This window comes from Streptococcus suis (assembly GCF_046032515.1).
GTDB classification, from domain to species: domain Bacteria; phylum Bacillota; class Bacilli; order Lactobacillales; family Streptococcaceae; genus Streptococcus; species Streptococcus suis_AL.
Map to the genome: position 1 here is coordinate 34,567 of NZ_JARQPJ010000003.1, position 15,442 is coordinate 50,008.

At 38.1% G+C, this 15,442-nt stretch carries 16 protein-coding genes and 1 pseudogene; 2 read left to right on the plus strand and 15 right to left on the minus strand.

Annotated elements, in window-relative coordinates:
• Positions 1 to 190 precede the first annotated feature (190 nt).
• From P7J49_RS02265 to P7J49_RS02310, 10 genes and pseudogenes are all read right to left on the minus strand, one after another.
• Positions 191 to 352, minus strand: a complete 162-nt coding sequence (locus tag P7J49_RS02265; protein WP_408569162.1) for a hypothetical protein — start codon at positions 350 to 352, stop codon at positions 191 to 193.
• Between the two features lie 371 nt (positions 353 to 723).
• Positions 724 to 1,770 (minus strand): annotated as a pseudogene (locus P7J49_RS02270) (tyrosine-type recombinase/integrase).
• A 100-nt stretch (positions 1,771 to 1,870) separates the two neighbouring features.
• Positions 1,871 to 2,044, minus strand: a complete 174-nt coding sequence (locus P7J49_RS02275) for a helix-turn-helix domain-containing protein (RefSeq protein WP_408569164.1) — start codon at positions 2,042 to 2,044, stop codon at positions 1,871 to 1,873.
• Between the two features lies 1 nt (position 2,045).
• Entirely contained in the window at positions 2,046 to 3,221 is a 1,176-nt protein-coding gene (locus tag P7J49_RS02280; RefSeq protein ID WP_332415086.1) for a Rep family protein, read from the minus strand.
• Between the two features lie 743 nt (positions 3,222 to 3,964).
• The gene (locus P7J49_RS02285) at positions 3,965 to 5,056 is read right to left on the minus strand and encodes a helicase HerA domain-containing protein (protein ID WP_408569167.1); all 1,092 of its coding nucleotides are present in this window, start codon (positions 5,054 to 5,056) and stop codon (positions 3,965 to 3,967) included.
• 3 nt (positions 5,057 to 5,059) lie between these two features.
• Entirely contained in the window at positions 5,060 to 5,386 is a 327-nt protein-coding gene (locus P7J49_RS02290) for a hypothetical protein (protein WP_172032371.1), read from the minus strand.
• A 183-nt stretch (positions 5,387 to 5,569) separates the two neighbouring features.
• A complete protein-coding gene (locus tag P7J49_RS02295) occupies positions 5,570 to 6,673 on the minus strand; it encodes a helix-turn-helix domain-containing protein (RefSeq protein WP_408569169.1) in 1,104 nt (367 codons plus the stop codon).
• A 27-nt stretch (positions 6,674 to 6,700) separates the two neighbouring features.
• Positions 6,701 to 6,961 (minus strand): NINE protein, encoded by a 261-nt coding sequence (locus P7J49_RS02300; RefSeq protein WP_408569170.1) that lies wholly within the window; start codon positions 6,959 to 6,961, stop codon positions 6,701 to 6,703.
• Positions 6,962 to 7,195: 234 nt separating this feature from the next.
• A complete protein-coding gene (locus P7J49_RS02305; protein WP_408569171.1) occupies positions 7,196 to 8,329 on the minus strand; it encodes an LPXTG cell wall anchor domain-containing protein in 1,134 nt (377 codons plus the stop codon).
• Between the two features lie 184 nt (positions 8,330 to 8,513).
• Positions 8,514 to 9,119: a recombinase family protein gene (locus P7J49_RS02310; protein ID WP_408569173.1), complete on the minus strand. Its 606-nt coding sequence runs from the start codon at positions 9,117 to 9,119 to the stop codon at positions 8,514 to 8,516.
• Positions 9,120 to 9,685: 566 nt separating this feature from the next.
• Between P7J49_RS02310 and P7J49_RS02315 the strand changes: the two genes are divergently transcribed.
• Positions 9,686 to 10,135, plus strand: a complete 450-nt coding sequence (locus P7J49_RS02315; protein WP_002942240.1) for a pyridoxamine 5'-phosphate oxidase family protein — start codon at positions 9,686 to 9,688, stop codon at positions 10,133 to 10,135.
• Between the two features lie 90 nt (positions 10,136 to 10,225).
• Positions 10,226 to 10,567, plus strand: coding sequence for a metal-sulfur cluster assembly factor (locus P7J49_RS02320; RefSeq protein WP_029187367.1), 342 nt, complete (start codon positions 10,226 to 10,228; stop codon positions 10,565 to 10,567).
• 29 nt (positions 10,568 to 10,596) lie between these two features.
• Here P7J49_RS02320 and P7J49_RS02325 read toward each other — a convergent pair whose 3' ends face one another.
• The 5 genes from P7J49_RS02325 to P7J49_RS02345 form a co-directional block, all read right to left on the minus strand.
• A complete protein-coding gene (locus P7J49_RS02325; protein WP_029187368.1) occupies positions 10,597 to 10,983 on the minus strand; it encodes a DUF6176 family protein in 387 nt (128 codons plus the stop codon).
• 49 nt (positions 10,984 to 11,032) lie between these two features.
• Positions 11,033 to 12,748 (minus strand): dihydroxy-acid dehydratase, encoded by a 1,716-nt coding sequence (gene ilvD, locus P7J49_RS02330; RefSeq protein WP_024401284.1) that lies wholly within the window; start codon positions 12,746 to 12,748, stop codon positions 11,033 to 11,035.
• 160 nt (positions 12,749 to 12,908) lie between these two features.
• The gene (locus P7J49_RS02335) at positions 12,909 to 13,325 is read right to left on the minus strand and encodes a hypothetical protein (protein WP_408569176.1); all 417 of its coding nucleotides are present in this window, start codon (positions 13,323 to 13,325) and stop codon (positions 12,909 to 12,911) included.
• Entirely contained in the window at positions 13,300 to 14,235 is a 936-nt protein-coding gene (locus P7J49_RS02340; RefSeq protein WP_408569178.1) for a phosphodiester glycosidase family protein, read from the minus strand. Before P7J49_RS02340 ends, P7J49_RS02335 begins: the two co-directional genes overlap by 26 nt.
• Positions 14,222 to 15,274 carry a glycosyltransferase gene (locus P7J49_RS02345; RefSeq protein ID WP_408569180.1) on the minus strand — a complete coding sequence of 351 codons (1,053 nt, stop codon included), beginning with the start codon at positions 15,272 to 15,274 and terminating at the stop codon, positions 14,222 to 14,224. Before P7J49_RS02345 ends, P7J49_RS02340 begins: the two co-directional genes overlap by 14 nt.
• Positions 15,275 to 15,442 lie beyond the last annotated feature (168 nt).

Here is a 15,442-nt window from a genome sequence, read left to right on the forward strand (position 1 = left end):
AATACAGTAGAATACAGTAGAATACAGTAGAATACAGTAGAATACAGTAGAATACAGTAGAATACAGTAGAATACAGTAGAATACAGAAAAAGCGGTTATCAACAATCAGGTCGATAACCACTTTTTTTCACTATAGACATTATTTCAAGAATCGGCTGCGAATATGTCAAATTCGTTTAGGGGAGTATTTCATTTATCCGCTAATTCTTTCAATAATTCATCGTATTGGTTCATAGCACTTTTTAATTCTGTGTCAAAGTCAAAAGTTGTCTCAGATTTGAGAATAATGGTTTCTACACTCGAATCCTCTTTACAAACTTGCATGGTACTGTTTTTCAATGGAAAATTCATTGGACATACCTCTCGATTTTTTTAACCATATTATACATGGTACGTGTGAAAATTAAAAGTGAATACTTCTAGCTGCTCTCATTTTCTAGAATCATGATAAGGTAAACTTTTGTATTTTCTGGTTCGATTTTGCTTATTTTACTTGAAAATTTACCTTATTTTGATGAAATTAGTTGAAATTGGATGAAATTTTGGGTTTTGAAAATTCGTGAAAACGTTGATTCTAAAGGCTTTTGAAATTAGTTGAAATAAACAATGCTCCAACCAGGTCTTAAGAAAGCTCGTAAAGCTTCACAATTCTCAAAACGTTAATCCAAACGTTATGGGGACAACATTTGTGCCGACTTTTTGGTTCAAATCGGTTCAAATGTTTACTCGCTTAATGAATTTAATAAATTTAAGGCATCAGCATCTTGCTGGTGTCTTTTTTCAGGCATTAGCTCCAGATAATAGTTCTGTGTAGTTTGAATATTGACATGACCAAGTCTTTTTGAAACATAGACGATGTCAATGTCCTTTGAGAATAAAAATGAAGCATGAGTATCTCGAAGACCGTGAAATGTGGTTTTTGGGATTCCTAGTTCTTCCAGTAACTTGGCTAACTTTCGAGATTGATGAAATCCATCAGGGTCGAAGAAATATCCATTTTCTTTTACTGGAACTGATAGGAGTAAGTCATAGACTTCTTTATTGATTGTGACCTCTCGTCTTGAATTTTCAGTTTTTAACGAAGTATCACTAGAGGTTGGACTAATAGATTCTCTGACTTTGATTCCGTAATCAAACAGATGTTCAGGTCGAATGCCTAATAATTCTCCTCTACGCATACCTGTTTCAAGTGCTAAAAGTACGAGAATATGGAACTCATCTTTTGGATTGTTCAAAAGATAAGTACGTAGTTTTTGAAAATTGGTGACAGATAAAGACTTGTTTCGTTTTTGGGGAATATGCCCCCTTGCCTTAACTAAGTAAAGAAAATCTGTTGAGATATAGCCACGAGCATAAGCATCACGCAATGAAGTTTTTATTTTTAACAGCAATTCGTGAGTTGTTTTCTTTGAATGAGTTTCTGCATACTTGTCGATTTTCTGTTGTACAAGAATATCATTCAAATCTTTCAGCTTTATTCCTGAAAATAATTCCTATATAATTCTTAGAGCTTTTGTATAATTTTGAAAAGTGGTTTCTCTAATATCATTTTTCTTTACGATATAGAGCCAGTTGGAAAAGAAATCTGCGAAGTACATCTCGCGATGTGCCAGTTGTTTCCCTTTCCCTTTTTCAAGTTCCATTTCCAATGCCCAGAGTTCAGCTTCTGCCTTGGTTTTAAAGTTTTTAACAAGTTTCTTATGTGTTCCATGTTTATAAAGTGAAATTTGTGCCTTATATTTTTTACCTACCTTTACGATGCTTGCCATGAGTAATCAATCCTTTCTAAAAATTAAAAGATTGATAGCCTACCATTGAATACACTGCTATTATATATGGTTTTTGGTTGACTATCAATCTTGGACATCATTAGACTAGATTTTTTGATATAAAATCCATAAGAGCAGAACGAGTAAATCGTTCACGTTTTCCTATCATAAATCGCTTAAGAGCGTCATTGGCTCTGAAATATTTATCAAATGATTTCGGGTCAATTCCTAAATAGTCCGCAGCCTCTTCTCTATTTAGTAGATAAGTGTACATACTAGATTTTTTCATCCTGTATTCCTTTCTCGGTTAAATCCTTAAAGAGTTCAAACTGGTTCGTTTCGTTGTGGTTTTGTGCCTCTTCTTGATAATAGGGGTTTGGAAGTTTCTGTTTGCCATTTTTCAAAAACAATCCCAAGTGTTTATCATAGTTGTACATCTCTATAAACTGTTTAGAGACCTCTAAAACGAGCGTTAATCTTCTCATTAATTGTTGATAAGAATCCACTTGTGCGTTGATGTGGCGACTTTTTCTCAACTCTAGAAAAAAGTCATAAGGGGAGTATGGGCTTGTGATGACAAAGATATTAGCCATTATAGGCTTATCGAAATAGCGACTACTAGCCATCACTTGTTCGTTGTAAGGGTCAAAAAGTTTTAGTAAGTCTGTATAATCAAACTGATGGGGTCGCAATTCATCTAGTATGATAACTGGTTCGAGATGATAGTTTTGAAAAGGGTCTCGGATAGAGCCAGTTATAAAATATATTTCATTGAACTGCTTGGCATAGTGTCGAGCTAGCCGTGTCTTTCCTGTTCCTGCTTTTCCAAACAACCAAATAACAATAGACTTCTCATTTTTTTCACGCATTTCTTTCTGCCACTCACTAGCTCTATTTTCCAACTGCTTCAAATATACAGCTTCGATTTTAGCCTTTGCTTTGGCATACTGCGAGCCACTTAGTTTCTGTTCGATTTCTTTCTTGCTGATAGCCCCTTCATATAATAGGTCCAACAAATTGTTGATGATGACGCTATCGTTGATTTTAGACTGTTTCGTAACATTTTGACGGATTTTTTCCAGTAGTTCGATATAGTCAAAGTCTGCCACAACTTCTTTTGGGTCGTAGATGTGTTTGTTAGAAGCAGATTGTGTATGATGTACTAAGTAAGAGTAAGCGTTGTTTACACTCCCTCGCCAAGCTTCTAGGCACTGTACGGGTTGGTTGAGTAGCTTTGCGAGATTGTTTAAGCTTCTAGCAGAATCAAATTGCAATACAATGTGAATATGTGGTTTGACAAATTGTCCATTCTCATCTAAATCCTTGTCGTGAATGATACCCGCAATCCTTTTTGGTTTCATTTTCTCTCTTATTTCCTCGATGATGTCTGTTAAATTGCCACTCGTCAGATAGCTGACCTGTTGGGTGAACATCACATTTCTCGCTTTCACAAATAAATCCTCCTTTCAGAACTTGGAACAATGGAACAAAAATTTATCTGACAAATAACAAGCCCTTGTCAGATAACTATACTGTAGAATGGTGATGAAACCATAACCAATCGGAGCTCTTGCCTTTCGGCAAGCTCCGTTGAAGTTTTAGTCATCTGTAATTCTCTCTCCGTGTATAACAATGTCAAATGAAGAATCGTCTGGAACAGAGAACACATATAGTTTACGGTACTTCTTGTTCAGGTAGTTGTATAAAAAAGCTACTTTATCTTGTAAAATTGTGTCAACTTCTGAGGACTTTGCTGATGGTATAATGATACAGATATATTTATCAGTTATGAAGCATCGGATAGAGCAAATAATAGACTCGTACTCTCTTGACATTTCATTACTAGTTTGATTCTGCATTTGTTTCCGTATCTTTCGCAATTGACTTACTGTACGGAAAAAATTCAAAATCTTATCTTCTTTAATCCAGATAAGTAACAATGTAAAATGAGCAAGCAGATAGATACTGAACACAATGATTATTATTTGAGATAGTACAGAATGACCTGTCTGAAAAACGTTTCTAATGTTCATTGAGGGCCCCCAAGAAAACACAGAGTGTACTCGGTCAATAATCCATATACTTCCCCATGAAAAGCTCCACAGAAGGCCTAAGAATAATTCTAAAGGTAGAAGGTAATATAGCGTATCTGTAATGGTTGTAGTATATTGGATAATTTTTTGATTCAAATTTTTCATATCATTTCCTCCGTTGTAGTTGGTATGAGAAGAGGCATAACATTTGGCGCTGTTATCCCATCAATGACTTGAACAATTCCTGTACCTTTTCCATTCGGAATGACCAAGCCTGTTTCTGACTCTAAGTCTGGAAACAAGAATGTTGTTGTTTTGCGGTTGATGAGCCCTAACTGAATTAGAAGATTGCATTGCTCTCTCACGGCAATCGGTAACGCATTAGTATCCATACGCTGACTAACTAAGATGAGGTGGATGGAAGTTGCTCGTCCTAGTAGTGCGATATTGGACAGAAGTGCAAAAAAGGTATCTTTAACATTTTTTGAAGTTAGGGAGGTTAGAGCTAGTAGTTCGTCGATAATAAGGCAACGATGTTGAAATTTTTTTGAAGGGTTCTCAAGAAGCTCTGCCTGTCTCTGATAGATTGTGTCTAGTTCTGTTTTAAGTAATCCGTTGACTTTCGAAACAAACTCATCTGCTGAAAAATCTCTTTCTTGATAGAGGACAGATAGCTTATGTTTTAAGCAATAACGAGTGATAGAGTCGCATTTAGGGTCTACAACTATTACATGAGCAAATTGCTGGATAGCAGATATGAGATAGGTCAATGCGTAGCTTTTGCCAGATCCAGACGAACCAGCAATCAGACAATGAACAATACGATTAAAATCAATTTGATAATTCTTCATCAGTTCAAAACGTTCATTTTGTACTCGGATGTCAGATAGCTTTTGATAGATAAGTCTTTCGGGTATTCCTTTGAAGAATGGGAAACGGAAGGCACGACTGGTGTTAATAGTTTGGCTATCACGCTTAACGATATAAGCAGATGGTTGTTTGAGAAATGTCAACATAGGGTAAGCACTTGTAGATAGGATTTGGAAAATATGCTGGTATAAATGATTGTCTAATATATAGGCACAGGGAAACCGAGGAATGAAATCCAAATAGTTATCGCCATAGATAAATTGAAAGGAATTTGTAGTTGCGGAAATAGAACTATTTCCTAGTCCTATCTCCACGCACTGAGTTAGATACTCAGTATCTACAAATTCCCGTTCAGCAGAATGAATACTAAACGAGAAAGCCATAGGCTACTTGCCTCCTTTCTTAATGACATTGGCAGAGTTGGCACGAAAATAGATATTTCCCCTGACATTGCAGGCTTCAGGGTTCTCAAACTCAATCTCGTCGAACTGCTCAATATTTTGTGGATTTGAGAATTTAACTTCAAACGGTTGTTGACCTTCGATAACGAACCAGTATCGATAGGAATCAATATCGTTAGTCGGAGCATTATCGATATATTTCATACGTATTTCTGCTTGAGGCGATAGAGCAATCGCAGTTTGAACGTTACCGAATATATCAATAAAAAGTTGATTTGAGTAACCTGATTTGGTTTTGAATTTAAAAGTCATATATTACCTCTTTCAGCCTACCTAGGAAAAGCTATCTTTCTATATTTCTTAAAACGTATTGGCCAACCGTTTATAAGATTATTTTATATAGTAGTAAGTCAATAATGAATATCCGTTTAAAATTTATTATTTTATATTTTTCAAATTATAATTTATTGTAAAAAAAAATAGCCCGCAGGCTATTTAGAATGATTCGTCTAGTTCTTCTAATAGGAGGGTATCAATTCCCGCAAGATATTTGAAAATATTCAGTGATAGAAGTTGAGATTCTATAATCGATTCATCTTTATGCTCCTTGTAAAAAGCCTCCAGTTTATTTTGGTCTTCCAAGTATTGTCTTTCGGTATAGTAATGACTAGTCAGGCAGTCCCTCTCCCTATTATTTACTTCTGATTGATTTAACCTGTTAGTGAGCTCTCCATAGGGAAGTGTTTTATCAAAGGTATTCAGTAATTGATAAAATGCTTCCCCAGAAAATAAATTAACAAGGTAGTCGTTGTTGATAGCTCGTAATGGATTTTTATCATTGTCTTCCGATTGAATTGCTATTTGAATAATGTGGTTCTTGAAAAACTCTAACAAGATATATCTATGGGTATCCACAAAATGGTTAAAAGCGGTTGTAAACATATGATAGTACGACCGACTGTTCTTCCAATCGAATAGTTCTAAAGGGAATGGGAAATTTTGATACATTAACAATTCTATATTGGCACGAAAAGTATCATAGTTTGTTTTATATCTTCTAAACAAGACACTAAAATAGTTCTCCTGTAAATTGCTATCTGAAGCAATTAGTTGGGAGAATAGTTTACCAGCATTTCTATTAAGATCTTTTAATGGCTGGAAACTTTCTTCAAATAGTTTTTGATTGTCTTCACTACTGAAGAATATATCAGTAGTTAAATCTACTGAGAAGGGATTAAATGGCTTACCGATATTAGCAGGAAATCTGTTCGTTAGAAGTAGAAGAAGAAAAAATTTGATAACATCTAATTGTTCCTGCTCTGTACCAAAAATAAAATATTCAGTTTCTAAATCAAAATATTCTTTTAATATACGATATGTTCCTATAGACATAAGATATTTAGATGTTTTGGTATTTCCGTTTTCTAAATTAGAAAATGCACTAGAGCTTATTATTTGCTCTCCATTTAATTTTTGCTTATTTGGATTTTCTTCATCTAATTTTTGTAAAAAGTCTTTTTTAATAGAGAATTTGTGGCTCTTCCTTAACTGCTTGATACGGCTTCCAATCTGTTTATAGAGGTAGTTTGTAAAGTTCATCGTGTTATCCTTTCGCAAAAACACTTCTCAAATATGTGAGAAGTGTGAGACAGTTTTTAGGTACTTGTGGATATAAGTTTTATGCCATTTGCTTCCAGTTGAAGATGTAAGTACTTGAATACCAATTATCAAATTCCAAACAAGGTTAATAAGAACAATAGCTGGGGTAATGAAGGGAATTAATGCGAGCAAAGTAATAATACGGGTAATTCCTTGTTTTGTATCGCCGATATAAAAATGGTATACTCCAAAAGCACCTAGAAATAGCGCTAATAGACCGGCAGTCATTTTTGATTTATTGCTTTGAACTCCAGATGTATGGTTTCCGGTAAAGTTTGATAAATTATCTACTTGAGATACAATATACTCAGTTCCATTTTTATAAAACTCTACATAGTCCCCAAGTCGAGGCTCAAAACCAAAATTTATTTTTGGAATAGCAGTAAATTATTGATCTGTCTCCTTTCAGACATATATTTTGTCTGGTTCAATTTTAATAATTTTATACAAATCCTTTTAACTCTATTTTCGTTTTAGGGCTACATATCCACCCAGTGAAAGCAAACCGTTACCAATAATACTCAGTACGCTACCTGCATCGCCTGTATTTGGCAATGTTTTAACATCTTTCTTGATTGCTTCTGTTGAATTATCAGGGATAACTTTTTTGATTTCTTCTTTTGTCGTAGAAGATTTTTGGTTTTTCGAAACTTCAATAGGGGTAGTAGGTTCAACCGGAGTTACTGGTGTTTCTGGCTCAGTAGGAGTCGTAGGTTCTGTAGGGGTTACAGGAGTTTCAGGCTCAGTTGGAGTCGTAGGTTCTGTAGGGGTTACAGGAGTTTCAGGCTCGGTCGGAGCAGTAGGTTCAACTGGAGTTACTGGTGCTTCTGGCTCAGTTGGAGTAGTTGGTTCAACCGGAGTTACAGGTGTTTCTGGCTCAGTTGGAGTAGTTGGTTCTTCTGGAACTACTGGTTCAGTCGGTGTAGTTGGCTCTACTGGAGTCACAGGTGTTTCTGGTTCAGTCGGTGTAGTTGGTTCAACCGGAGTTACAGGTGTTTCTGGTTCAGTCGGTGCAGTTGGCTCAACCGGAGTTACAGGTGTTTCAGGCTCAGTCGGAGTAGTTGGCTCTACTGGAGTCACAGGCGTTTCAGGCTCAGTTGGAATAGTAGGTTCAACCGAAGTTACAGGTGTTTCAGGCTCAGTTGGAGTAGTTGGTTCTTCTGGAACTACTGGTTCAGTCGGTGTAACTGGTTCAGTTGGAGTCACAGGTGCAGCTCCACCGATTGCAGAATCTGCAGCTGCAACAACTTGATTAGCTAATGCGATTGCTTCATCTTTTGAGGTCAATGCATTATAATTGATTGTGACTTCAACGATGTAAGAAGAATTTTCAGGAATCACAACTGCACGATGTGAAGCTTTACCGTACAAAATTTGAGACATTTGACCGTTTACGAATGCTTGAGCAGACTCGAATGTCGGAAATAGATTAGTGACAGCTTGAATTTTGCCTTTTGTTTCATCTCCCGAAATTTGTGATACAGATGAAGCTGAAACGGTAGTAGTATCTAATGCGATTGCTCCAATGAGTGTTCCCGCAGAAAGAGTGGCAATTGTTAAGACCTTTGCGGCCTTGGTTGTGAAATTCTTAGTCATATCATGACCCTCCTAGATAATTTAAACAGAAATAGACTTGACTTGTCCCAAAAAGCAGACTATTTGGGACGGTTTTGGTAAAATATACTTGTTGACAGAAAAGCTTACTCTTATAATGTTTTTTAGATATTTCTTGAAGTCATCTGAGTTAGAAATAACAGATACAGCTGATGTCTAAAAACTCCTACTCTTTTGGACAATAATTTTCATCTTTTAGCCAATTATGAAAGGTGCTCTTTGGAACATTTAATACTTTTGCTCCCTCTCGAACACTTATTTCTCCACTTTGATAGGCTTGAGCGATGTCGTCAAACAGAAAAGGTTTCTCTAATTTCGGTCTTCCAAACCTCACCCCTTTTTTCATAGCCTCCGCGATTCCTTCTTTTTGTCTTTGTTGAATTTGCTCCCGTTCAATCTGTGATACATAGGAAAGAATTTGGAGAACAAGGTCTGAGATTAGTTTTCCTGTGACATTTTCGATTCCGTTTCGAGTATTTAGGAGTGGAAAATCTAGCACAGAGATATCGACTTGTTTCTTTTTGACCAATAATCTCCATTGTTCTATGATTTCATCGTAATTTCTTCCTAGTCTGTCAATGGATTTTATGACAAGTTCATCACCAGTTCGAAGTTTTCTTAACAATCGCTTATAATTCCTTCTATCGAAATCTTTGCCAGAAGCTTTATCAATAAAAATATTGCTTGTGGCAATCTCTTCTTGCAAAATTGCTGTCATTTGTCTGTCAATGTGTTGCTCCTTTGTAGAGACTCTGATATAACCGTAACGCATAAGTTTCCTCCTGGATAAATATAGCTATTATCCCAAGAGAATAGACAAAAAAGAAGAGCCAATCAGCTCTTCTAAATCATTCAATTTTAGCTATCAATCATTAAGTATTTTGGTTCAAATTGGTTCAACTGATATGGAGAGTTATCCATTTTAGTCAATATTTATACAGGTTTATAAGCAATTATTCTGTATATTCCTACATAGTTACGGATAAGATTGCATAAAATATCGGTGTATATTTCTCAAAACGTTAATTATCAGCGATATATCAACGTTTCAAAGCACTCAAGAGTCGCTTTTTTATAATTAGGTAGTTTTTATAGTTACAACGGATTTTGATTGATGTCATAATCGGTTCAGAGTCAAATCCATACCAATTGGAAATCAAAAGGGTTGAGGAACCTTTGAAGGTTGAAAATGAGGCAAACATAGTTACCTTCTTTAATGGTTCTGTCAGTAGGGAGTTGTTCATGAAACACTTTCACCATTTCTATCAATATCCCACTTAACATTTTCGCTTGTTTTTGATATACTTTAGAAAATAGGTGTTTTCAAGGGGTGATACCATGGAACTAAAAGATATTATGCATATTTTGGAAGATATGAAGGTTGGAGTTTTTGCAACTCTGGATGAGTATGGAAATCCACATGCTCGTCATGCTCATATCACTGCAGCAAACGAAGAAGGGATTTTCTTTATGACAAGCCCAGAAACGCATTTCTATGATCAATTGATGGGGGATCAAAGAGTTGCGATGACGGCTATTTCTGAGGAAGGGTACCTTATCCAGGTAGTGCGTGTAGAAGGGACTGCCAGACCTGTGGAGAACGACTATCTAAAGACAGTTTTTGCGGATAATCCTTATTATCAACATATCTATAAAGATGAGTCTAGTGATACAATGCAAGTATTTCAGATTTATGCTGGTCATGGCTTCTATCATAGCTTGACTCAAGGTCATAAGTATATCTTTTCTATTGGTCAAGGTGAGAATTCAGAGGTTCGTACACTTTGAAAACTAGATGAAAACATCTGATAAGACAAGTATATTTCAAATAATTATGATACAATACTTTTTATAAATGTTTTAGGAGTGTTTGGATAAATGAGAGAAGATATTCAGATTAATGAACGAGCGTTAACTGTATCAGAACAGTTGATAGAGGTTTTGGAATCCATTTACGATCCTGAAATTGAACTAGACATCTACAATTTGGGTTTGATTTATGAGATTCATTTAGATGAAGCTGGTTTTTGCAAGGTTGTCATGACCTTTACAGATGCAGGTTGTTCCTGTGCAGATACCATGCCAGGAGAATTAGTTGCAGCCTTGAAAACGATTGATGGTATAAACGATGCACAGGTAGAGATTGTCTGGTCTCCTGCTTGGAAGATGACCCGCATCAGCCGTCTTGGACGTATTACGCTTGGTATCAGTCCGAAATAAAAAGAAACTGAGTTGCAAGAGTTTGCAACTCAGTTTTTATATGTGTCGTTGTATTGTCTGTCTAATTCTTCCAGAGTTTCATAAACAGGCTTAGGAATCATGACAACCTGAGGAGATAAATCTACCATGCCATAGCTCGGGTCGGTGCATTCTTCCCAGTATTCTAAATGTTTTTTGTCGATATAGGATTCTGAATCTTCGACTTCAATCCCTCCTTCGGCTTGGACAGAGTACCAGTAGAGGTATTCGCGACCGTCCAGCACTTCACGGAAGATGGTTTCGACATACATTTTCTCGCCTTCTAGGGTGAGCAGGGTATCTTCCAAATGGTCATTAAGGAAGGTCATCCATTCATCAACTTGAGCTGATTTCCCTTCTTTGACTCGAAAGCGGGATAGTTCGACGTTTAGTTTCATTTTTCTCCTTTTGGAAAACCCTGCCGCGAGGACAGGGTCGTTGAGTTCCTTATTTTTTCCCTGTACGTTCTGGTCTCCAGAAGTCGGTAACGGCTCCTTTAGAGGCAGATGATACGGTATGGGCATATTTACCGAGAACACCACGAGAGTAGAGTGGTGGGATAACAGTAGTTTTCTTGCGTTCTTCGATTTCTTGGTCAGAAACATGCATGGTGATTTCTTTGGTATCTTGGTCAACCGTCACCAAATCACCTGTACGGAGGTAGGCAATTGGTCCACCATCCTGAGCTTCAGGTGCGATGTGTCCAACAACCAGTCCATAGGTACCACCAGAGAAACGACCGTCTGTTAGAAGGGCAACCTTGTCACCTTGGCCTTTTCCGACAATCATAGAAGAAAGGGATAGCATTTCAGGCATACCAGGACCGCCTTTTGGTCCAACATAGCGGACAACGACTACATCGCCATCTACGATTTCATCGGTCAAGACGGCTTCGATTGCTTCTTCTTCAGAATCAAAGACCTTGGCTGGACCTGTATGGTTGCGGACTTTCACACCAGAAACCTTGGCAACGGCACCTTCAGGAGCAAGGTTACCTTTGAGGATGATGAGTGGGCCATCTGCACGTTTTGGATTTTCGAGTGGCATGATGACATCTTGACCTGGAGTCAAGTCTGCAAAATTCTCTAGGTTTTCAGCAACGGTTTTACCTGTACATGTGATGCGGTCGCCATGAAGGAAGCCGTTTTTGAGCAAGTATTTCATAACCGCAGGGACACCGCCGACATTATAGAGGTCTTGGAAAACATATTTACCAGATGGTTTTAGGTCTGCCAAGTGAGGTACGCGCTCTTGGAAATCGTTGAAGTCTTCCAGTGTTAATTCAACATTAGCAGCATGGGCGATGGCTAGAAGATGGAGCGTAGCGTTGGTTGAGCCACCGAGTGCCATGGTTACAGTGATAGCATCTTCAAAGGCTTCACGCGTCATAATGTCAGATGGTTTGATGCCAAGTTCTAGCATGCGTACAACAGCACGACCAGCTTCTTCGATATCAGCCTTCTTCTCAGGAGATTCAGCAGGGTGAGAAGAAGAGCCAGGAATGGACATACCCATTACCTCAATGGCAGTAGCCATGGTATTGGCAGTGTACATACCACCACAACCACCAGGTCCAGGACAGGCATTACACTCAATCTGACGAACTTCTTCAGCAGTTAAGTCGCCATTGTTCCATTTTCCGATTCCTTCGAAGACAGAAACGAGGTCAATATCTTTACCATTGAGGTTACCTGGTGCGATAGTTCCACCGTAGGCAAACACGGCAGGAATGTCCATATTGGCGATAGCAATCATAGAGCCAGGCATGTTTTTATCACAGCCACCGATTGCGACAAAGGCATCCACGTTATGCCCTCCCATAGCTGCCTCGATAGAATCAGCAATGATATCACGTGAAGTCAAGGAGAAGCGCATACCAGGAGTTCCCATGGCGATTCCGTCTGCAACGGTGATGGTACCATATTGAACAGGCCAGGCACCTGCATCTTTTACCCCTTCTTTGGCTAATTTTCCAAAGTCATGAAGGTGCATGTTACAAGGTGTATTTTCAGCCCATGTCGAAATAACCCCAACAATCGGTTTTTCAAAACTATCGTCGGTCATGCCTGTTGCTCGTAACATGGCACGGTTAGGTGATTTGACCATCGAATCGTAGACAGAACTGCGATGTCGAAAGTCTTTAAGTTTGTTTGTATCGGTCATAATTTTCTTCTCCCTATCTTATTTTACCCATTATATCATAGATATGAAAGAAACGATAAAAGATTTGATAAATAATTGGAAATTTCCGAATTTTTCAACAATTCATTCTACAGTAAAAGGCACCTAAGAATTTTAAGTGCCCTTATAATTTATTTGTAGATTAAGTGGTTGTTTTTCGGCGATTGTTTGCGGATGGATTGATGAAAAGACCGACTAACGATAGGACTAGGAAACCTGCACCGACAAACCAATAGGGTTGGTCCAAGGTTGTGGAACGACCAGACAGGTTAATGATACCACGGAGAAGGCAACCAGCTGTAATAGTTGCAACGCCAGAATTCCACAAATTATAGGAGAGACGTGAAAGAGTAGGTATAAGTTGTAGCAGACCGAGTAGCACAGCTCCGCCTATTAATGGTACACAGAACATATAATGCATAAAGACAGAGACTTCGCCATAGCTGAGACTTTCATAGATTCGACTGAAAATAAACAGGAAAGCTGTTATTGCTAAGTAGGATATAAATGTTCTTGAAACTCTTGTAGTTGAATTAGTAACCGATGTAGACAATGTCACTCACCGCCCTTTCTGAGATAGTATTTCCGTTTGTTGTTGGATTGTTAATAACTTGACCGTTGAAGTAAAGCGTAGATGACCCCCCACCGTCAAGGTTATAGGCTGTTTGCACGCCATACTGTTTCATGACTTCGGCCATTTGATAGAGTGAGAGTCCCTCACTTTCTGATGTACGTCCATCGGCGACGACGATAATGTAGTGGTTTTCGTCAATGATACCGATAGCAGAGCGTGGGTTAGATGACATAGCTCGACCGACTTCAGTAGAAGTATCTACGACAATTTCACCGTTTTCTACCAATGATGGTCCGAAGGCTAAGAGGTTGACAACGCCCTTGTCAATCAATTCTTGGGCAGTAATCTCATTTTCATAAATAATTTCAAATGAGCCGTCTGCGTAGATAGCCAAGTCACCATAAGATGCATTGTCGCGAACAGTATCACGGTAGAGAACGCCGTTTTTAATAACATAACCAGTTGAGTTGGCGCCATAGTAGTCACCGTTAACCGCTAGAATGGCATTATTGGCAGCAGCTGTTTCTGAGGTTTTGGCAGTTACGTTTGTACCATAAGTGTTTTGAGCCAAGGCTGTTTTTAAATACTCTGGCGAGCTAACTTGGATATCCGCTACATAGACAGTTGTATTGTTGGTTGTGATGGTTTCCAAGTTAATTTGGATATTGTCATCCGTATAGCTGGTATCTGTTGTGGATACGTTTGTTGCGGTGGTGGCAGCTGTTGATGAAGATGAGGTAGTTGTATCTTGGCTACTTGCTGTGGTATTGCTTGCAGCTACTGTTGAGATGGCCTCTGAGATGACAAAGGTTTTCAACATAGAGTAGGTAAATCCACTGGTTAAGAGCATTCCGAAAATCGAGGCGTAGGCAAAGGGTTTTTTAAGCAATTTCATGGGAAAATGATTTCCTTTCTTTAAAAATGATATTTTTTTGAACAAACCATGAAGCTAGGAATAGGAAGAGACCAACTGCTAGTTTGACTATGTAGAGGTTGAGTCCTAGAATTTGGTGGAAGAGATAAAGAAGCGCAGTGTCACAAAGGAAGAGGATAAGGGCTAAAGTAAAGTAGCCGGCTCCAGTACGAGTGACGCTTTCTTTATTTTTAAAGACTAATTTCTTATTAAGTGCAAAATTACAGGTAGCGCTACAAATGCGAGCAATCGTGTTTGCGACCAATAAGCGTACAGCAGTTGGTAAGCTAGTGAGTAGCAATAAGGCAAGTGCATATACTCCGTAGTCAACTAGAAATCCACCAAAAGATGCCAGGGCAAATTTGAAGAGATTTTTGTAAATGAGCAGTCCATCTTTTATGGGACGAAAATGCGAACTGGCATTATCATCGATATAAATGGTTTGGATTGGGACTTCCGTAATTTTATAGCGTTGACTTGCCTGAGTTAACATGTTCATCTCGTACTCATAGCGGTCGCCTTCAATATCTAACATGAATGGAATTAAGTCAGTATGGAAACCACGTAATCCGGTTTGTGTATCGGAGACATTGACACCAGTTTGCAATCTAAACAATACTCTGGTTAGTTTGTTACCAAATCGGCTACGGAGCGGGATGTCCTTAGTAAATTGACGGACGCCAAGGATGAGGCGGCTTGGTAGATTCATGGCGGCGCGTGCGACACGGTCAATATCATTTACAGCGTGTTGACCATCTGCGTCAGCAGTTACGATAACACCTGGTTTTCTCAAATCTTGGATGAAACTAAAGGCTGTTCGCAAGGCTTGGCCTTTTCCTTTGTTGACATCATGGTGTAGAACAATTGCATAGGTTTTGGCGATTTCAAGAATATTTTTGGATGCGCCAGTACTACCATCATCCACAACGATGACCTGACAATTTAGCCTGTTTTTCATTATTTCTAATAGTTGGATTAATTTTTCATCTGGCTGGTAAGCCGGTATCACTACATAATACATATCCTAAACCTCATTTATTTTTCTTGTTGGGACTACTATACTGAAGTTTTCTAAAATCAAGCTGAAACCAAGCCAGTCAAGGGGGTTGCTTAAGTTTTGCTTAAGAAAATGTTAGGAAATAGTTAAGAAAACGAACAAATGTAGGAATTTTCAGAAAATTCCTTGACA